General features: G+C 64.1%; 15 protein-coding genes and 1 pseudogene. 9 read left to right on the top strand and 7 right to left on the bottom strand.

Annotated features, from left to right (window positions below):
• Positions 1–86 precede the first annotated feature (86 nt).
• Complete coding sequence (locus NK8_RS20685; protein WP_213229367.1) at positions 87–1,391, bottom strand: MFS transporter; 1,305 nt, start codon at positions 1,389–1,391, stop codon at positions 87–89.
• A gap of 97 nt (positions 1,392–1,488) precedes the next feature.
• Positions 1,489–2,868 carry an NAD(P)H-dependent oxidoreductase gene (locus tag NK8_RS20680; RefSeq protein ID WP_213229365.1) on the bottom strand — a complete coding sequence of 460 codons (1,380 nt, stop codon included), beginning with the start codon at positions 2,866–2,868 and terminating at the stop codon, positions 1,489–1,491.
• Between the two features lie 124 nt (positions 2,869–2,992).
• Here NK8_RS20680 and NK8_RS20675 point away from each other — a divergent pair, with 124 nt between their 5' ends.
• Positions 2,993–3,883 carry a LysR family transcriptional regulator gene (locus NK8_RS20675; RefSeq protein ID WP_162068284.1) on the top strand — a complete coding sequence of 297 codons (891 nt, stop codon included), beginning with the start codon at positions 2,993–2,995 and terminating at the stop codon, positions 3,881–3,883.
• A 70-nt stretch (positions 3,884–3,953) separates the two neighbouring features.
• On the opposite strand, the gene NK8_RS20670 is transcribed toward NK8_RS20675, so the two are convergent.
• Positions 3,954–5,342 carry a dihydrolipoyl dehydrogenase gene (locus tag NK8_RS20670; protein ID WP_213229363.1) on the bottom strand — a complete coding sequence of 463 codons (1,389 nt, stop codon included), beginning with the start codon at positions 5,340–5,342 and terminating at the stop codon, positions 3,954–3,956.
• A gap of 229 nt (positions 5,343–5,571) precedes the next feature.
• On the opposite strand from NK8_RS20670, the gene phnC reads away from it, so the two are divergent.
• The 3 genes from phnC to phnE all read left to right on the top strand — a co-directional run bounded on the left by phnC (position 5,572) and on the right by phnE (position 8,216).
• Positions 5,572–6,393, top strand: coding sequence for a phosphonate ABC transporter ATP-binding protein (gene phnC / locus NK8_RS20665; RefSeq protein WP_213229362.1), 822 nt, complete (start codon positions 5,572–5,574; stop codon positions 6,391–6,393).
• Between the two features lie 32 nt (positions 6,394–6,425).
• A complete protein-coding gene (gene phnD, locus NK8_RS20660) occupies positions 6,426–7,397 on the top strand; it encodes a phosphonate ABC transporter substrate-binding protein (RefSeq protein WP_213229360.1) in 972 nt (323 codons plus the stop codon).
• Between the two features lie 84 nt (positions 7,398–7,481).
• Complete coding sequence (gene phnE, locus NK8_RS20655; protein ID WP_225936337.1) at positions 7,482–8,216, top strand: phosphonate ABC transporter, permease protein PhnE; 735 nt, start codon at positions 7,482–7,484, stop codon at positions 8,214–8,216.
• 6 nt (positions 8,217–8,222) lie between these two features.
• Here phnE and NK8_RS20650 read toward each other — a convergent pair.
• From NK8_RS20650 to phnF, 4 genes and pseudogenes are all read right to left on the bottom strand, one after another.
• A pseudogene (locus NK8_RS20650) lies at positions 8,223–8,564 on the bottom strand (RpiR family transcriptional regulator); the annotation flags it as partial.
• Between the two features lie 20 nt (positions 8,565–8,584).
• Positions 8,585–9,145, bottom strand: a complete 561-nt coding sequence (gene phnN, locus NK8_RS20645; protein WP_162067868.1) for a phosphonate metabolism protein/1,5-bisphosphokinase (PRPP-forming) PhnN — start codon at positions 9,143–9,145, stop codon at positions 8,585–8,587.
• Complete coding sequence (locus NK8_RS20640) at positions 9,142–9,837, bottom strand: DUF1045 domain-containing protein (RefSeq protein ID WP_213229358.1); 696 nt, start codon at positions 9,835–9,837, stop codon at positions 9,142–9,144. Before NK8_RS20640 ends, phnN begins: the two co-directional genes overlap by 4 nt.
• Positions 9,834–10,592 carry a phosphonate metabolism transcriptional regulator PhnF gene (phnF, locus tag NK8_RS20635; protein WP_162067866.1) on the bottom strand — a complete coding sequence of 253 codons (759 nt, stop codon included), beginning with the start codon at positions 10,590–10,592 and terminating at the stop codon, positions 9,834–9,836. Before phnF ends, NK8_RS20640 begins: the two co-directional genes overlap by 4 nt.
• Before the next feature lie 163 nt (positions 10,593–10,755).
• Here phnF and phnG point away from each other — a divergent pair, with 163 nt between their 5' ends.
• From phnG to phnK, 5 genes are read left to right on the top strand one after another with little or no spacing between them, the layout of a single operon-like run.
• On the top strand, positions 10,756–11,238 hold the full coding sequence (gene phnG / locus NK8_RS20630; RefSeq protein ID WP_213229356.1) for a phosphonate C-P lyase system protein PhnG: 483 nt from the start codon (positions 10,756–10,758) through the stop codon (positions 11,236–11,238).
• Positions 11,235–11,858 (top strand): phosphonate C-P lyase system protein PhnH, encoded by a 624-nt coding sequence (gene phnH, locus NK8_RS20625; RefSeq protein ID WP_213229354.1) that lies wholly within the window; start codon positions 11,235–11,237, stop codon positions 11,856–11,858. The genes phnG and phnH overlap by 4 nt, the downstream gene beginning before the upstream one ends.
• Positions 11,858–12,958, top strand: coding sequence for a carbon-phosphorus lyase complex subunit PhnI (locus NK8_RS20620; protein WP_213229352.1), 1,101 nt, complete (start codon positions 11,858–11,860; stop codon positions 12,956–12,958). Before phnH ends, NK8_RS20620 begins: the two co-directional genes overlap by 1 nt.
• On the top strand, positions 12,955–13,809 hold the full coding sequence (locus NK8_RS20615) for an alpha-D-ribose 1-methylphosphonate 5-phosphate C-P-lyase PhnJ (protein WP_213229350.1): 855 nt from the start codon (positions 12,955–12,957) through the stop codon (positions 13,807–13,809). Before NK8_RS20620 ends, NK8_RS20615 begins: the two co-directional genes overlap by 4 nt.
• Positions 13,806–14,576 (top strand): phosphonate C-P lyase system protein PhnK, encoded by a 771-nt coding sequence (gene phnK, locus NK8_RS20610; protein ID WP_213229348.1) that lies wholly within the window; start codon positions 13,806–13,808, stop codon positions 14,574–14,576. The genes NK8_RS20615 and phnK overlap by 4 nt, the downstream gene beginning before the upstream one ends.
• Positions 14,577–14,581 lie beyond the last annotated feature (5 nt).

Genomic DNA, 14,581 nt, shown 5'->3' with positions numbered 1-14,581 from the left:
GGCCATTTTACGTGCATGGCGGCCACCGCCGATTGAAGCGGAAGCGCCCGCATCGACTGCGGGCGCTTTCGCTCATCGCCACGCCATCAACGATCCGCGAGCTGTCCCGAAATCGCCCTGACCGCGAACGCACCGACGATCATGAACGCCGCGACCGCATACAGCCCGATGCTGTTGTTGTGCGTCGTCACGTTCAGCCAGCCGACCATGTAGGGCGACACGAAACCCGCGAGATTGCCGACGCAATTGATCCCCGCGATGCCTGCCGCAGCGGACGTGCCCGCGAGAAACGCGGCAGGAATGCCCCAGAACAACGACAGCGCCGACAGAATGCCCGCCGCCGCAACCGATAGCGCGATGACCGCGAGCACCGGTTGATGCCCGACATAACCGCTCGCGGCAAAGCCTATCGCGCCGATCACGAGCGCAATGGAAAAGTGCATGCGGCGTGAGCGGAACTTGTCGGCGCTGATGCCCGTGAGAATGATCGCGGGAATCGCGACGAGATACGGCACCGCCGAAAGCCAGCCGATCACTTCGACGTTCGTGAGCCCGCTGTCCCTGATAATCGACGGCAGCCAGAAGCTGATTCCATAGAGCCCGATGATCTGGCAGAAATACACGCCGCACAGCTTCCAGATGTTGATGTCGGAGAGGAACGCGCGCGCGTTGTGATGCGCCGTCTTGTCCGCGTCCTCGCGTTCGACCGCATGCGTGACGAGGCGCTTTTCCTCGTCGGTGAGCCATTTCGCCTGACTGGGCTTGTCGACCATGAGCCACAGCACCATGATGCCGACGACGAACGCGGGAATCGCTTCGATCAGAAAGAGCCATTGCCACGCGGCCATGACGCCCGAGTGCCTGAACGCAGAGAGAATCCAGCCCGACAGCGGGCCGCCTACGATGCCCGCGAGCGGAATCGCGATGTAATACACGCCGTAAGCGAAACCGCGCTTCTTCGCCGGAAACCAGTAGGTGAGATAGAGCATGATGCCCGGCGAGAAACCCGCTTCGGCGACGCCCAGCAGGAAGCGCACGATATAGAACTGGGACGGTGTCTTCACGAAGAGCGTGAGCGCGGAAATGATCGCCCACGTGATCATGATGCGCGCGATCCAGCGCCGCGCGCCCACGCGATGCAGGATCAGATTGCTCGGTACTTCGAAGATGAAATAGCCGATAAAGAAGATGCCCGCGCCGAGTCCGTAGACTGCATCGGAAAAGCCGAGATCGGACAGCATTTGCAGCTTCGCAAAGCCGACATTCACGCGATCCAGATAATTGCAGAGATAGCACAGCACGATGAACGGCATGATGCGCCACGTGATCTTGCGGTACACGTCCGTCGTGGTGGATTGTGCGACGCCTAGCGTTTCGCTGATTTGGCTCATGTCTCCTCCGTCGCCCTTTGCCGGGCGTTGAGAGTGCGAAGCGCCCGGGTCATCGAATGTCCCGGGCGCACAAGGGGGTCAAAGAACGTGCATATCCTTAGCTGGCGAGTTTCTGCGCGGGCACCTCCAGCTTCATTTCGGCGCGAAAGATCTCTTCCATCTCGCGGCGCACGCGCACCGCTTCCTTGTTCGCGTCGAATGCGACATCGCTCCAGCGCACGGGTTGCCCCGCCGCGACCGGACGTTGCAGCACCATGTTATGGGCGAGCCCGATAGGCAATGCGCCCTGAATCAGCGAATCGGCGGAGGGCATCAGTTTGCCGTAGACGGTGTGGCCGCCTTCACCGTCGAGACGTTCGCCCGCGCGCAGATCGCGCTTCGCGGTGGCGGCGACATCGCCATGAAAGCCCGAGGTCGCGCCGGTCGCTTCGCCGCGCACGGCGATGCTCGCGATCGATTGCCCGAGTTCGAGACCGATCAGGTGGTACGGCTTGTACATCGCGGCGAAGCGGCCCGTGCTGTCGGTCTTGAGGCCGTATTGCGCGAAACAGTCGCGCACGTAGTCGGTCGGCGCTTCGAAGACCGCGTACACGCCCCAGCGCAGATCGCGGAACACGGGACGTCCGTCGCGTTCGAGCGACGACACCACTTCGACGCTGCCGCGATGCGGAAGAATCCCGCCATCGGATGCGGGACGCAGCAGCGTCGGCAGATCGTCGACGCCGCATGCGGGAAACGCGAGGCCATCGGCGGGCGGGCGCAGATCGCAGGCATTCGAGACCGCGGCCATTTCGAGCGCGGACTTCGTGCCGTCGAGAAACGAGTTGAACATCTGCGCGTTGAAGTCGCCGGAGCCGACCTGTTCTTCGGTGAAGCCGTAATGGCCCCAGACGGTATCGGGCGTCGATTGATGATAGATCGGCAGGTACTTCGTGCCCTTGCCCGCGCAGATCACTTCCATGCCGATGGTGCGCGCCCAGTCCACCAGTTCCGCGATCAGCGCGGGTTGATCGCCGGAGGCCATCGAATAGATGATGCCTGCCTCCTCGGCGCGTCGCGCGAGCAGGGGGCCGGCGAGCACGTCCGCTTCGACATTGACCATCACGATGTGCTTGCGATGCTTGCAGCACAGCAGCGCGTGATGAATGCCCGCGGCGGGGCTGCCGGTCGCGTCGATGACGATATCGACGTGATCGCTTGCGATCATCGCGTCGGCATCGTCGGTGATGAAGGTGGAGCCGTTGGCTCTGGCTTCGCTCCAAGAACGCGCGGCGTAGCGCGCTTCTTCCCAGCCCACGCGCTTGAGCGATGCGCGCGCGCGATCGGGCGAAAGGTCCGCGACGCCGACGAGATGAATGCCCGGCGTGCGCGGCGCTTGCGACAGATACATCGAGCCGAATTTTCCTGCGCCGATCAGACCGACCTTGACCGGCTTGCCTTCCTGCGCACGAGCCTTGAGTTTCGCGATGAGCGACATGCTGTGTGTCTCCTGATTGTTTCGCGTCTGCCTGCTCTGCCTTTGCAGAGTTCAGGAAAAAGATAGCAGCGACTTTCTTGCAATAGAATGGGCAAATCGGCAATCGCTCTGTGCACAAATCCCCATGCGTGGCTTCGACTGGGACGACATTCAGGCTTTCCTCGCCATCTCGCGTTCGGGCCGGCTCACGGTTGCGGCGCAGCAGATGGGCGTCGATCATTCGACGCTGAGCCGGCGCGTGGCCGCGCTCGAAACGGCGCTCGGCGTGCGGCTCTTCGATCGCAGTTCGCAGGGGTTCGTGCTCACGCCCGAGGGTGAGCGCGTGCTGAGCGACGCGGAAGGCATGGAAAGCCTCGCGACGCGCATGCGTCACCGGCTGGAGGATGCGTCCATTGGTCTGACGGGTAGCGTGCGTATCGGTACGCCGGAGGGCTTCGGCACGTATTTTCTGGCGCCACGGATCGCGCAGATTGCGGCGGTGCATCCGCAGCTCGAGATCGAGTTGATCGCGAATCCGCGTATGTTCAGTCTTTCGAAGCGCGAGGCGGATCTTGCGGTCAGCATGACGCGGCCCGCGCAAGGGCGTGTGTATGCACACAAGCTAACGGATTACGCGTTGGGGGTTTATGCGTCGAGGGATTATCTGGAGCGGCATCGCAAGATCGCATCGCGGCGCGATTTGCTCAGGCATCCCTGGGTCGGATATGTGGAAGATCAGATGTGGTCGGCGGAGTTGAATTATCTGCCGCAGATTTCATCTTCTCTCGTGCCTGCGATTCGTATTTCAAATGTTATCAGTCAGGCGGCGGCAGTATCGGGTGGTGTGGGGCTCGGGGTCTTGCCGTGCTTCATCGCGCGGACCGATGCCAATCTCGTGCGGTTGCTGCCGGAGGAGATCGCGTTGTCGCGGTCTTATTGGCTCGTGACGCTCGCCGAAACGCGGGATGTCGCGCGGGTCAAATGGTTGGCGGATTTCATCCGGAAGGAATGTGAGGGGAGGTGGTTTTTGGAGTAGCTGTTTTGCTTGGCGTTTGGGTTTGTCGCCGGGGCCAAGGCGACAAACCGATAGCATCACGCATCAACTATCAAGCCAACTTCGAAGCCGCATCCCGCAATGCCGTCCTTAATCCTTCCTCCACCACGGGATGATAAAACGGCATCCTCAACATCTCATCGACGGTGAGCTTCATCTGCAACCCCCACGCAAGCAGATGCGCAATATGCTCCGCATCCGGCCCGATCCATTCCGCACCGACAAACCTGCGGCTCCCGCGATCGACATACACATGCATCAGCCCGCGATTCCTGAGCATCACGCGGCTGCGCCCCTGATCCTCGAAGCTCACTTCCCCAGTCACAAAGGAATCCACCGCCAGGTCTACATGACGCGCACCGACCATTGCAATACCCGGATCGGTGAACGCGATCGCGATCGGTGCCCGCCGCTCGACCGGCACAACCTGCGGATAACGCGCCGCATTCGTACCCGCCGCGCGACCTTCATCGGCGGCTTCGTGAAGCAAGGGCAGCACGCCGTTCGCATCGCCCGCGATGAACACCGGACGCGTGCCCGCCTGCAGCGTCAGCGGATCATAGACGGGCAAGCCATCGTCATCGAGTTCGAGCGACGTATCGTGCAAGGCAAGTCCGCCGACATTCGGCTTGCGCCCCGCCGCCACCAGCACGTAATCGAACGTATCCTCGACCAACGCGCCCTCGCTGGAGACGTAACGCAGGCGCACTTCATCGCCTTCGCGCACAGCGCTCTCCACCTGCGCGCGCGGCTCGAAATGAAACGCCTCGCTGAACACGCGCTGCGCATAAGCCCGCACATCGGGATCGGTCAGCGGCCCGACGCGCCCGCGCGCACCCAGCACCGACACCCGCACGCCCAGCCGCGCCAGCGCCTGCCCGAGTTCGAGGCCGATGACGCCCGCGCCGATCACAGCAACACGCTTCGGCAAGTCATCCCACGCGAACACATCGTCGTTGATGACGGCGCGATCGCCTAGCGCGCGATACATCGCCGGCATGACGGGACTCGATCCCGTCGCGATCACGACGCTCTTCGCATGCACTCTGGTGTGGTCGCCCACTTGCAGCAGGTTATCGTCGATGAACCGCGCATAGCCGGTGAGCTTGTCGGCGTCGGGCATCGCGTCGACGCCCGCGACGACGAAGCCGACGAAGCGATCGCGCTCGCGCTTCACCCGCGCCATCACCTCGCGCCCGTCGACGCGCACGGCGCCATCGACATGCACGCCGAACGCCGCCCCGTGCGCCGCGTGATAAGCGGCATCGGCGGCGGCGATCAACAGCTTCGACGGCATACAGCCGACGCGCGCACACGTCGTCCCATGCGCGCCGCCTTCGATGAGAATCGCCGACGCGCCCGCCGCTTTCGCCGCGCGATACGCGGAAAGCCCCGCGCTGCCCGCGCCGATGATGGCTACATCCGTATGGATCGTGTTCATGATGGTGTCCCGAATGGTTGTTGCATCTGCCGACCATCATCGCGCGCGGCGCCGCAAATGCGAATGCTCGTTCGGATCGATTTCCTGCTCGATCGTCTCATCCGTCCACGCGACGAAGTGATGTATTCATCTAGACGTCTCATCCGCGTCACCGTCTCGTCATGTTCGCTTTCTAGAATCTCCCGAACGTTTCAGCGCGCCGTTTCGAGCGCGCCCATCGAGGAAAGCTATGGACGCAATTCGCATCGAGCGTCTCACCAAGACGTTCAGGAACGGCCGCAAGGCGCTCGACTCCGTCGATCTGCGCGTGGAGGAGGGCGAAATGGTCGCGCTCATCGGCGCGTCGGGATCGGGCAAGTCGACGCTGTTGCGGCACATCGCGGGCTTCACGGCATCCGACCCCGCGCCGTCGCATATCACGCTGCTCGGCCGGCCGATTCAGCAAAACGGCAAGATCGTGCGTGAAGTGCGTTCGATTCGCCGCGATGTCGCCTTCGTGTTTCAGCAGTTCAATCTCGTCGGACGTCTTTCGGTCCTGACCAATGTGCTGATCGGCGCGCTGTCGCGCGTGTCGCTGTGGCGTCGTCTCGCAGGGCGTTTTCCGCGCGGCGAACGCACACTCGCAATGGACTCGCTTACCGCGATGGGCATCGGCGAACACGCGTTCGAACGCGCGAGCCATCTTTCGGGCGGCCAGCAGCAACGCGCCGCGCTGGCCCGCGCGCTCGTGCAGCGCGCGCGCATCGTGCTCGCCGACGAGCCGATCGCATCGCTGGATCCCGAGTCCGCGCGCCGCGTCATGGAGTTGATGCAGACGCTCAACCGCGAGCGCAAGCTGACCGTCGTCGTGTCGCTGCATCAGATCGATATCGCGATGAAATATTGCCCGCGCGCCGTCGCCCTGCGCGATGGCCGCGTCGTCTTCGATGGCCCGTCCGAACGCCTCACGCCCGCGGTTCTGCGCGAGCTATACGGATCGTCGGCGGATGAACTGCTCGCGCGGGACACGCGCATGCAGGCGTCGCCGTCATTCGCATCGGCCGCAGGCTGAATCCCACTCATTCATCAACCCTGGATCGCATCATGAAAACAGCCCGTTTCTTCCTGGCTGGCGCCGCGCTCGCGTCGTGCCTTCTGACGCAGAGCGTTCTTGCCGAGACGATCAACTTCGGCATCATCTCGACAGATTCTTCCGCCGCGCTCAAACAGCGCTGGCAACCGCTCATCGACGATCTGAACAAGCAGACCGGTCTCGACGTGAAGGCGTATTTCGCAACCGACTATGCGGGCATCATCGAAGCGATGCGCTTCAACAAAGTGCAGATCGGTTTCTTCGGCAATGCATCGGCCATCGAAGCGGTGGATCGCTCGAATGGCGAAGTGTTCGCGAAGGTGAAGTACAAGAACGGCGAAGCGGGCTACTATTCGCTGCTCATCACGAATGCGAACAGCAAGTGGAAGTCGCTCGATCAGGTGCTGAAGAACACGAAGGACATCAATCTCGGTTTCGGCGATCCGAATTCGACCTCGGGCACGCTCGTGCCTTCGTACTATCTGTTCGCGAAGAACGGCATCAACGCGAAGCGCGCGTTCAAGAGCGTGCTGCCGTCGAGTCATGAGGCGAACATGCTGGCGGTCGTGAACGACAAGATCGATGTCGCGACCAACAACACCGACATGCTCGACACCATCAAGACGCAACATCCGGAGCTGTATCCGAAGGTCCGCGTGCTGTGGAAGTCGCCGCTGATTCCGTCGGACCCGCTCGTGTGGCGTCGCGATCTGCCGCAGGCGACGAAGGACAAGTTGCGCGGCTTCTTCGATCACTACGCGGAGAAGGATCCGCGCGAGCAAGCCGTGATGACGGCGATCTCGGGTTATTCGGGTTTCGCGGATTCGTCGAACGCGCAACTCGTGCCGATTCGCCAGATGGCGCTGTTCCAGAAGAAGGAGCAGGTGCAGAACGACGCGCATCTCGACACCGCCGACAAGAACGCACAGATCGCGGCGCTCGATCAGAAGATCGCCGCGCTCGACGCCACGGCGGCGAAGTAAATGAAGCCACTCGATATCAGCACCTTCGAGGCCGGCATTGCACGTCCCGTGCAGGCGAGCGCGCCCAAGCGAAGCTGGACGTCGATGCTCGGCTGGATCGTCTTGATCGCCGTGCTCGGGCTTTCATGGCAGAGCGCGGACATGCGTCCGCTCGATCTGCTCGGCGCATCGGGCAACATGAGCCAGTTCGCGCGCGACTTCTTTCCGCCCGACTTCGCGGAATGGCGCACGTACGTGCATGAAATGATCGTGACGCTCGCGGTCGCGGTATGGGGCACGGCGCTCGCGCTGATCTGCGCGGTGCCGTGCGGACTGCTGTCGGCGCAGAACATCGCGCCGGTGTGGATCGCGCAGCCGGTGCGTCGATTGATGGACGCGTGCCGCGCGATCAACGAGATGGTCTTCGCAATGCTGTTCATCGTCGCGGTGGGCCTCGGGCCGTTCGCGGGCGTGCTCGCGTTGTGGGTGCACACGACAGGCGTGCTCGCGAAGCTCTTTGCCGAAGCAGTCGAAGCCGTCGATGCGAGGCCGGCAGAAGGCGTGCGCGCGACGGGCGCGAGCAGCCTCGATGAAATCGTCTATGGCGTGCTGCCGCAAGTGCTGCCGCTGTGGATCTCGTTCGCGCTGTATCGCTTCGAATCGAACGTGCGCTCCGCGATGGTCGTCGGCATGGTCGGCGCGGGCGGGATCGGCGTCGTGCTGTATGAGGCGATCCGCTCGTTCAATTATGCGCAGACGGCGGCGGTGATGCTGATCGTCATCGTGATCGTGTCGCTGATCGATCTCGTGTCGGGCTGGGTGCGCGAGCGCGTGATCTGAAGCACGCTATGAGCTTTCGATGCCGAGCGCCGTGATCAGGCGTTCGCGTCGTTCCAGCGCCTCTAGCGAACGCTTGCCGAGATGGGCCGCGACGAGATTGAGCAGACCCTCGCAGAACACGAGATACGCGCCCATGCTGTTGCTGAAGAAACTGCTCTCGTGTGGAATGAGGAACGCGTGCCGCGCGGGCGGCACGCCGAAGCCATAGCAGACGAAATTCGTGAGCGCGCTGAACTGGCGCAGGCCATGCACGCGCCCGCGCTTCGTATCGGCGAGCAGACGCGCGGCGCCGCGCAAATCCGCAGGCGATAACTGCGCGATGAAGCCTTCCACATTGCCGATCGAATCCTCGATAACGAGGGGTGGCGTCAGGCGCAGCTTGCCAGCGAGAGCAAGTCGAGGAACTGCGTGCCGGCGTCCGCGAGCATGCCGGAGTTGTCGATCTTCACGACCTGCGCATGCGGCGGCAATTCGAACGCTGGCCGGCGCGCGAGACGCGCTTCGATCTGCCGCGCATCTTCGCGTGCGCGCCGCGCGAGGCGCGAGGCGAGCACCGCAGGCGTCGCATCGATATGCACGAAGCGCGCGTCGGGATAACGCGCGAGCGCGAGTTCCGCGTGCTGGCGCGAGCCGTTCACGACGACCGGCATGCCGCGCGCAAGCCACGCATCCAGTTCGATGCCGATGCCATAGCGCAGCCCGAGGCTTTCCCAATGCATCGCGAAGAGGCCGTACGACAGCCTCGAAGCGAATTCGTCGTGCGAGAGCACGATATGGTTCTCGCCGTCGGCGGCCGGGCGCGTGATATAGCGGTGCGCGAACATCACGCGTGTGCCGACGCGTTCGCGGGCGAAGCCGAGCAGCGAGTCCTTGCCCGCGCCCGAAGGCCCCATTACATAGATCAGCTTTGCGCTGTCGACCTTGGTCATGCCACGACATCCTGTGCGTTGTTGAACGGAAGGCGCTGCCACAGCGTGAACGGCGCGCCCGGTTCCGGCTCGATGAAAAGCGCCGCGCCATGCATCGGCAAGGGGCCGAGCGTCTCGATGCGGCGATTCCACTCCGACACGATCGACGCGCGTGCGTTCGCGTCATCGAGCGAGTCGGAGAGCGTCATGTGGAAGCGATATTCGTCGAAGACATACGGATAGCCCCATTCGCGCAGCAACGCGATTTGCCGCGCGCTCATGCCATCGACGATGCGCTGTTCGATGCTTTCGCGCGAGGGCATCGCGCGCACCGCGCGAAGCGCCTGCAGCGCGCCGGCGGCGAGGGTGCGAAGCGTGTCGTCGTCGCGGGCAACGGCTGGGCGCAACGCGACGAAACGGCCCATTTCGGCGGGCCGCACGGGCATCTCGAAGCGCGGCACGGCAGCGGCCCATGCACGCGCGCACGCGAGCACGTCCGCCGGCTCGACGCCCGGCGCCATATGAAACGGCGCGATGAGCGTCGCGTGCCAGCCGTAACGGCGCGGCGCGTGCGTGACGGCATGCGCGGGCGTCGCAGTTTCGCGACCGCTTTCGGGATCGCGCCCGAGCCAGTCGCAGCCTTCGCGCCACCAGGCGGACGTCGCGGGCGGCGCGTAATAGAGCGCCACGCGTGGCTTGGCGGCGACGCTCATAGATCGTGCTCGACCAGCAGCTGCACGCGATCCGCCGCGAAATGCGTGATGCCGTACTTGATCGGCACGCCTTTTTCGTCGACGTCGACGTTCTCGACCCACAGCACCGGCTGCTGCCGATTGATCTGCAAACGCCGCGCCACATCCGACGAAGGCAGCACACTGCCGATACGGCTCCATTTGCGCGTGTAGTCCTTCACGCCAAACCGTTCGAGCGCGGCGCTCATGCCGCCCGCCGCCTCGATGGCCTCGGGCAGATCGTTGAAACGCGCGGCCGGATACCAGTTGCGCGCATAGGTCATCGGGATGCCGTCGGAATCGTGACGCGTCTCGATCTGGTAGACGAGCGTGCCCGCGCGCACGCCTAGCGCCTTCGCGACGGACGGATCGGCCTTCACGCGCTCCGAGCTCAGCACGACGCCCGCCGACGTATGCTTCTGGCGCCGCAGGTTCTCCGTGAAACGCGTGCGCCGCCCGATCTGATAGTCGATCGCGCCAGGCTGAACGAACGTGCCGCGTCCCTGCTCGACGCTCACGAGCCCCGTCGCCGCGAGCCGCAGCATCGCGCGGCGCACGGTGTGGCGGTTCACGTCGAAGCGCTTCGCGAGCTCCGCCTCGCTCGGCAGGCGTCCTTCGTCGCCGAAGCTCTTCGCGGCGATCTCGGCGGCGAGGATCTGTTCGATCTGCCGCCAGACCGCGACCCCCGCACCGCGCTCGACCGCATGAAGAGGCGCGGCATTTTCACTGGATGTCATTGCGCTGTCATTCCTGTCGGTTTGAATATCGTTCTCCCGGATTGTAGTGCGCAACTCGTGATGAAAATGTGAAAGCTTCTCCACATGATTAAACGTCTAGACGACTAGATAAGACGACGAGTAGCATAACGACGACCGGATCCTTCCAGACATAGGGAAAGCGATGAGTACTTCAATGGAGCCGCAGGACGCCCCGGCCCGCCGCGCATGGATGGCGGTGCTGGCGCGCACGCCGCGCGACACGCTGAAACAGGCGCTGGACGCGGCGCTCGACGGCGCGAAGGTGCCCGACTACGAGTGGCTGCGCGCGCCGGACATCGGGCTTGCGATGGTGCGCGCGCGCATCGGCGGCACGGGCGATGCGTTCAATCTCGGCGAAACGACCGTCACGCGCGCCACGCTGCGCTTGCGTACCGGCGACGGCAGCGCGCCCGTCGGCGTCGCGGTGCACATGGGCCGCGACAAGGAGCGCGCGACACTCGCCGCGCTCGCCGACGCGCTTCTGCAAATGCCGCGTTTCAAGGACACCTTGCAGACGCGACTGATCGCGCCGCTGGCCGCGCACATCGCCGATGAACGGCGACGCAAAGAGGCCGAAGCGGCGGCGACCAAGGTCGAATTCTTCACGATGGTGAGAGGCGAATGATGCAGATCGACATGACCACGCTCGTGCCCGGCTTCAAGGACACAGTGCACGACGCACAGCGCGTATTCCGCGCGCTGCTCGATGCGCTGTCGCGCCCGGGCAGCATCGTCGCGATCGATGCCGCGTTGCCGGACAATCACGCCATGCGCGATGGCCTCGCCGGACGCGTGCCGCTCGCGGCGTTCGCCTCGCTGCTGGCGCTGACGGATTATTCGACGCCGGTGTTCATCGAACGCGAAGACACGGTGCTCGGCGATGCGCTGCGCTTTCACGCGAGCGCGCCCCTGACACGCGATCGCCGCGCGGCCGCGTTCGCCTATCTCGACGATGCGCGCGCCATGCCTTCGCTCGATGCGTTCTCGCACGGCGATCCCGAAGCGCCCGAGGACGCCGCGACGCTGTTCATCCGCGTGCCGTCGCTGAGCGAAGGCGAGCCGCTCGTGTGGCGCGGCCCCGGCATCGCGGAGTCGCGCACCGTCGGCATCGCGGGGTTGTCGCGCGAGTTCTGGCGCGAGCGCGCGGCGCTCACCGCGCTGTTTCCGTGCGGCATCGATTGCTACTTCGTGGCGGGCGGCGCGCTCGTCGGCCTGCCGCGCACGACGCTCGTGGAGGTGAACTGATGTACGTCGCGGTCAAGGGTGGCGAACGCGCCATCGAACGTTCATGGGACGTGCTCGCGAAGCAGCGTCGCGGCGATGTCGCCGTGCCGGAGTTGTCCGTCGCGCAGATTCGCGAGCAGATGCGTCTTGCCGTTGCGCGCGTGATGACGGAAGGCTCCGTCTACGATGAAGACCTCGCCGCGCTCGCGATCAAGCAGGCGGCGGGCGATCTCGTCGAAGCGATCTTCCTGCTGCGCGCGTATCGCACGACATTGCCGCGTTTCGGTTACACGCTGCCGGTCGATACGGAAGCGATGTGCGTCGAGCGCCGCATCTCGGCGGCCTTCAAGGACATTCCCGGCGGCCAGATGCTGGGCGGCACGTACGACTACACGCAACGCCTGCTCGATTTCACCCTGCTCGCCGAAGGCGAAGCGGTGAGCGATGCAACGATCGCGCGCAAGGACGTGGAAGCGAGCGCGATGCCGCGCGTGCTTTCGATGCTCGACAAGGAAGGTCTGATCGAGCAGGAGCGCGCGCACGAGAACGCGCCGGAACCAGGCGACCTTTCGCGCGAGCCGCTGTCGTTTCCCGCCGATCGCCCGACGCGTCTGCAAAATCTCGCGCGCGGCGACGAAGGCTTTCTGCTCGCGATCGGCTATGCGACACAGCGTGGCTACGCGCACAGTCATCCGTTCGCGGGCGAGATCCGTCACGGCGAAGTCGCGGTGGAAATGCATATCGACGAACTGGGCTTCGCGGTCGAGATCGGCGACATCGACATCACCGAGTGTCAGATGATCAACCAGTTCGCGGGCAGCGGCGACGTGCCGCCGACCTTCACGCAAGGCTATGGCCTCGCGTTCGGCCATTCGGAACGCAAGGCGATGGCGATGGCGCTGGTGGATCGCGCATTGCGCGCGCAAGAGCTGGGCGAATCCGTGGGCTCGCCCACGCAGGACCCGGAGTTCGTGCTGTATCACAGCGATAACGTGGAAGCGTCGGGATTCGTGCAGCATCTGAAGCTGCCGCACTACGTCGATTTTCAATCCGAGCTGGAATTGCTTCGCCGCTTGCGTGCGGCGCATGGCGCGGATGACAACAAGGAGAATGCGGCATGAACGCACTCACCGAAGGTTATAACTTCGCCTATCTCGACGAGCAGACCAAGCGCATGATCCGCCGCGCGCTGCTCAAGGCGGTGGCGGTGCCGGGCTATCAGGTGCCGTTCGCGTCGCGCGAAATGCCGCTGCCTTACGGTTGGGGCACGGGCGGCTTGCAGGTGACCTCGGCGATCATCGGCGCGAGCGATACGCTGAAGGTCATCGATCAAGGCTCCGACGAGACCACGAACGCGGTGAACATCCGCCGCTTCTTTGCGCGCACGGCGGGCGTCGCGACCACCACGCGCACCGCCGATGCGAGCATCGTGCAGACGCGTCACCGCATTCCGGAAACGCCGCTCACGGAGCAACAGATCATCGTCTATCAGGTGCCGATGCCCGAGCCACTGTTCCGGCTGGAGCCGCGCGTGACCGAGTGCCGCAAACTGCACGCGCTCGCGGACTACGGCCTCATCAACGTGAAATACTATGAGGATATCGTGCAGCACGGCAGCATCGCGACGACCTACGATTATCCGGTGCTGGTGAACGACCGCTATCTGACATCGCCCTCGCCGATCCCGAAGTTCGACAACCCGAAGATGCACATGAACGCCGCATTGCAACTCTTCGGCGCGGGCCGCGAACGCCGCATCTATGCGATTCCGCCTTATACGAAAGTGAAAAGCCTGGATTTCGAGGATCATCCCTTCAGCGTGCAGAAGTGGGAACACGCCTGCGCGCTGTGCGGATCGCACGAAAGCTTTCTCGACGAGATGATCGTCGACGATCAGGGCACGCGCATGTTCGTCTGTTCCGACAGCGACTACTGCCACAGCCGTCGCGACGACGATGAGGTGGCGCAATGAACGCACTGCTCAAAGCAACGCGCCTGACCAAGCGCTACGACGGACGCGGCGGTTGCGTCGATGTCGATCTCGAGGTCCATCCGGGCGAAGTGCTGTGCATCGTCGGCGAATCGGGTTCGGGCAAGTCGACCTTGCTGAACGCGCTCGCGTTACGCAGCGAAATCGACGGCGGCGCGCTCGCGTACAGCACGCGCGACGGCGAAACGCTCGATCTGCTGACGCTCGCCGAACCGCGCAGGCGTTTCTTGTCACGCACCGAATGGGGCTTCGTGCACCAGAACGCACGCGACGGCCTGCGCCGCAATGTATCGGCGGGCGCGAACATCGGCGAGCCGTTGATGGCGATCGGCGCGCGCCACTATGGTCGCCTGCGCGAGACGGCGGCGGACTGGATGAGCCGCGTCGAACTGGATGCGGCGCGCATCGACGAATTGCCTGCGGCGTTTTCGGGCGGCATGCAACAGCGTCTGCAGATCGCGCGTAATCTGGTGACGGGACCGCGCCTCGTGTTCATGGATGAACCCACCGCCGGCCTCGATGTATCCGTGCAGGCGCGTCTGCTCGATCTGCTGCGCACACTGACGAGCAAGCTGCATCTCGCGGCCGTGATCGTCACGCACGATATCGGCGTGGCGCGTCTGCTCGCGCATCGGCTGATGGTGATGAAGGACGGACGTGTTGTCGAGAGCGGCCTGACGGATCAGGTGCTCGACGATCCGCAACATCCTTATACGCAGACGCTCGTTGCGTCGGTGCTGCCCGTTTGAGGTGC

The organism is Caballeronia sp. NK8, assembly GCF_018408855.1.
Lineage (GTDB): Bacteria > Pseudomonadota > Gammaproteobacteria > Burkholderiales > Burkholderiaceae > Caballeronia.
Note: the sequence above shows the minus strand (reverse complement) of the source record. Positions and strands in the feature narration are given on the sequence as shown.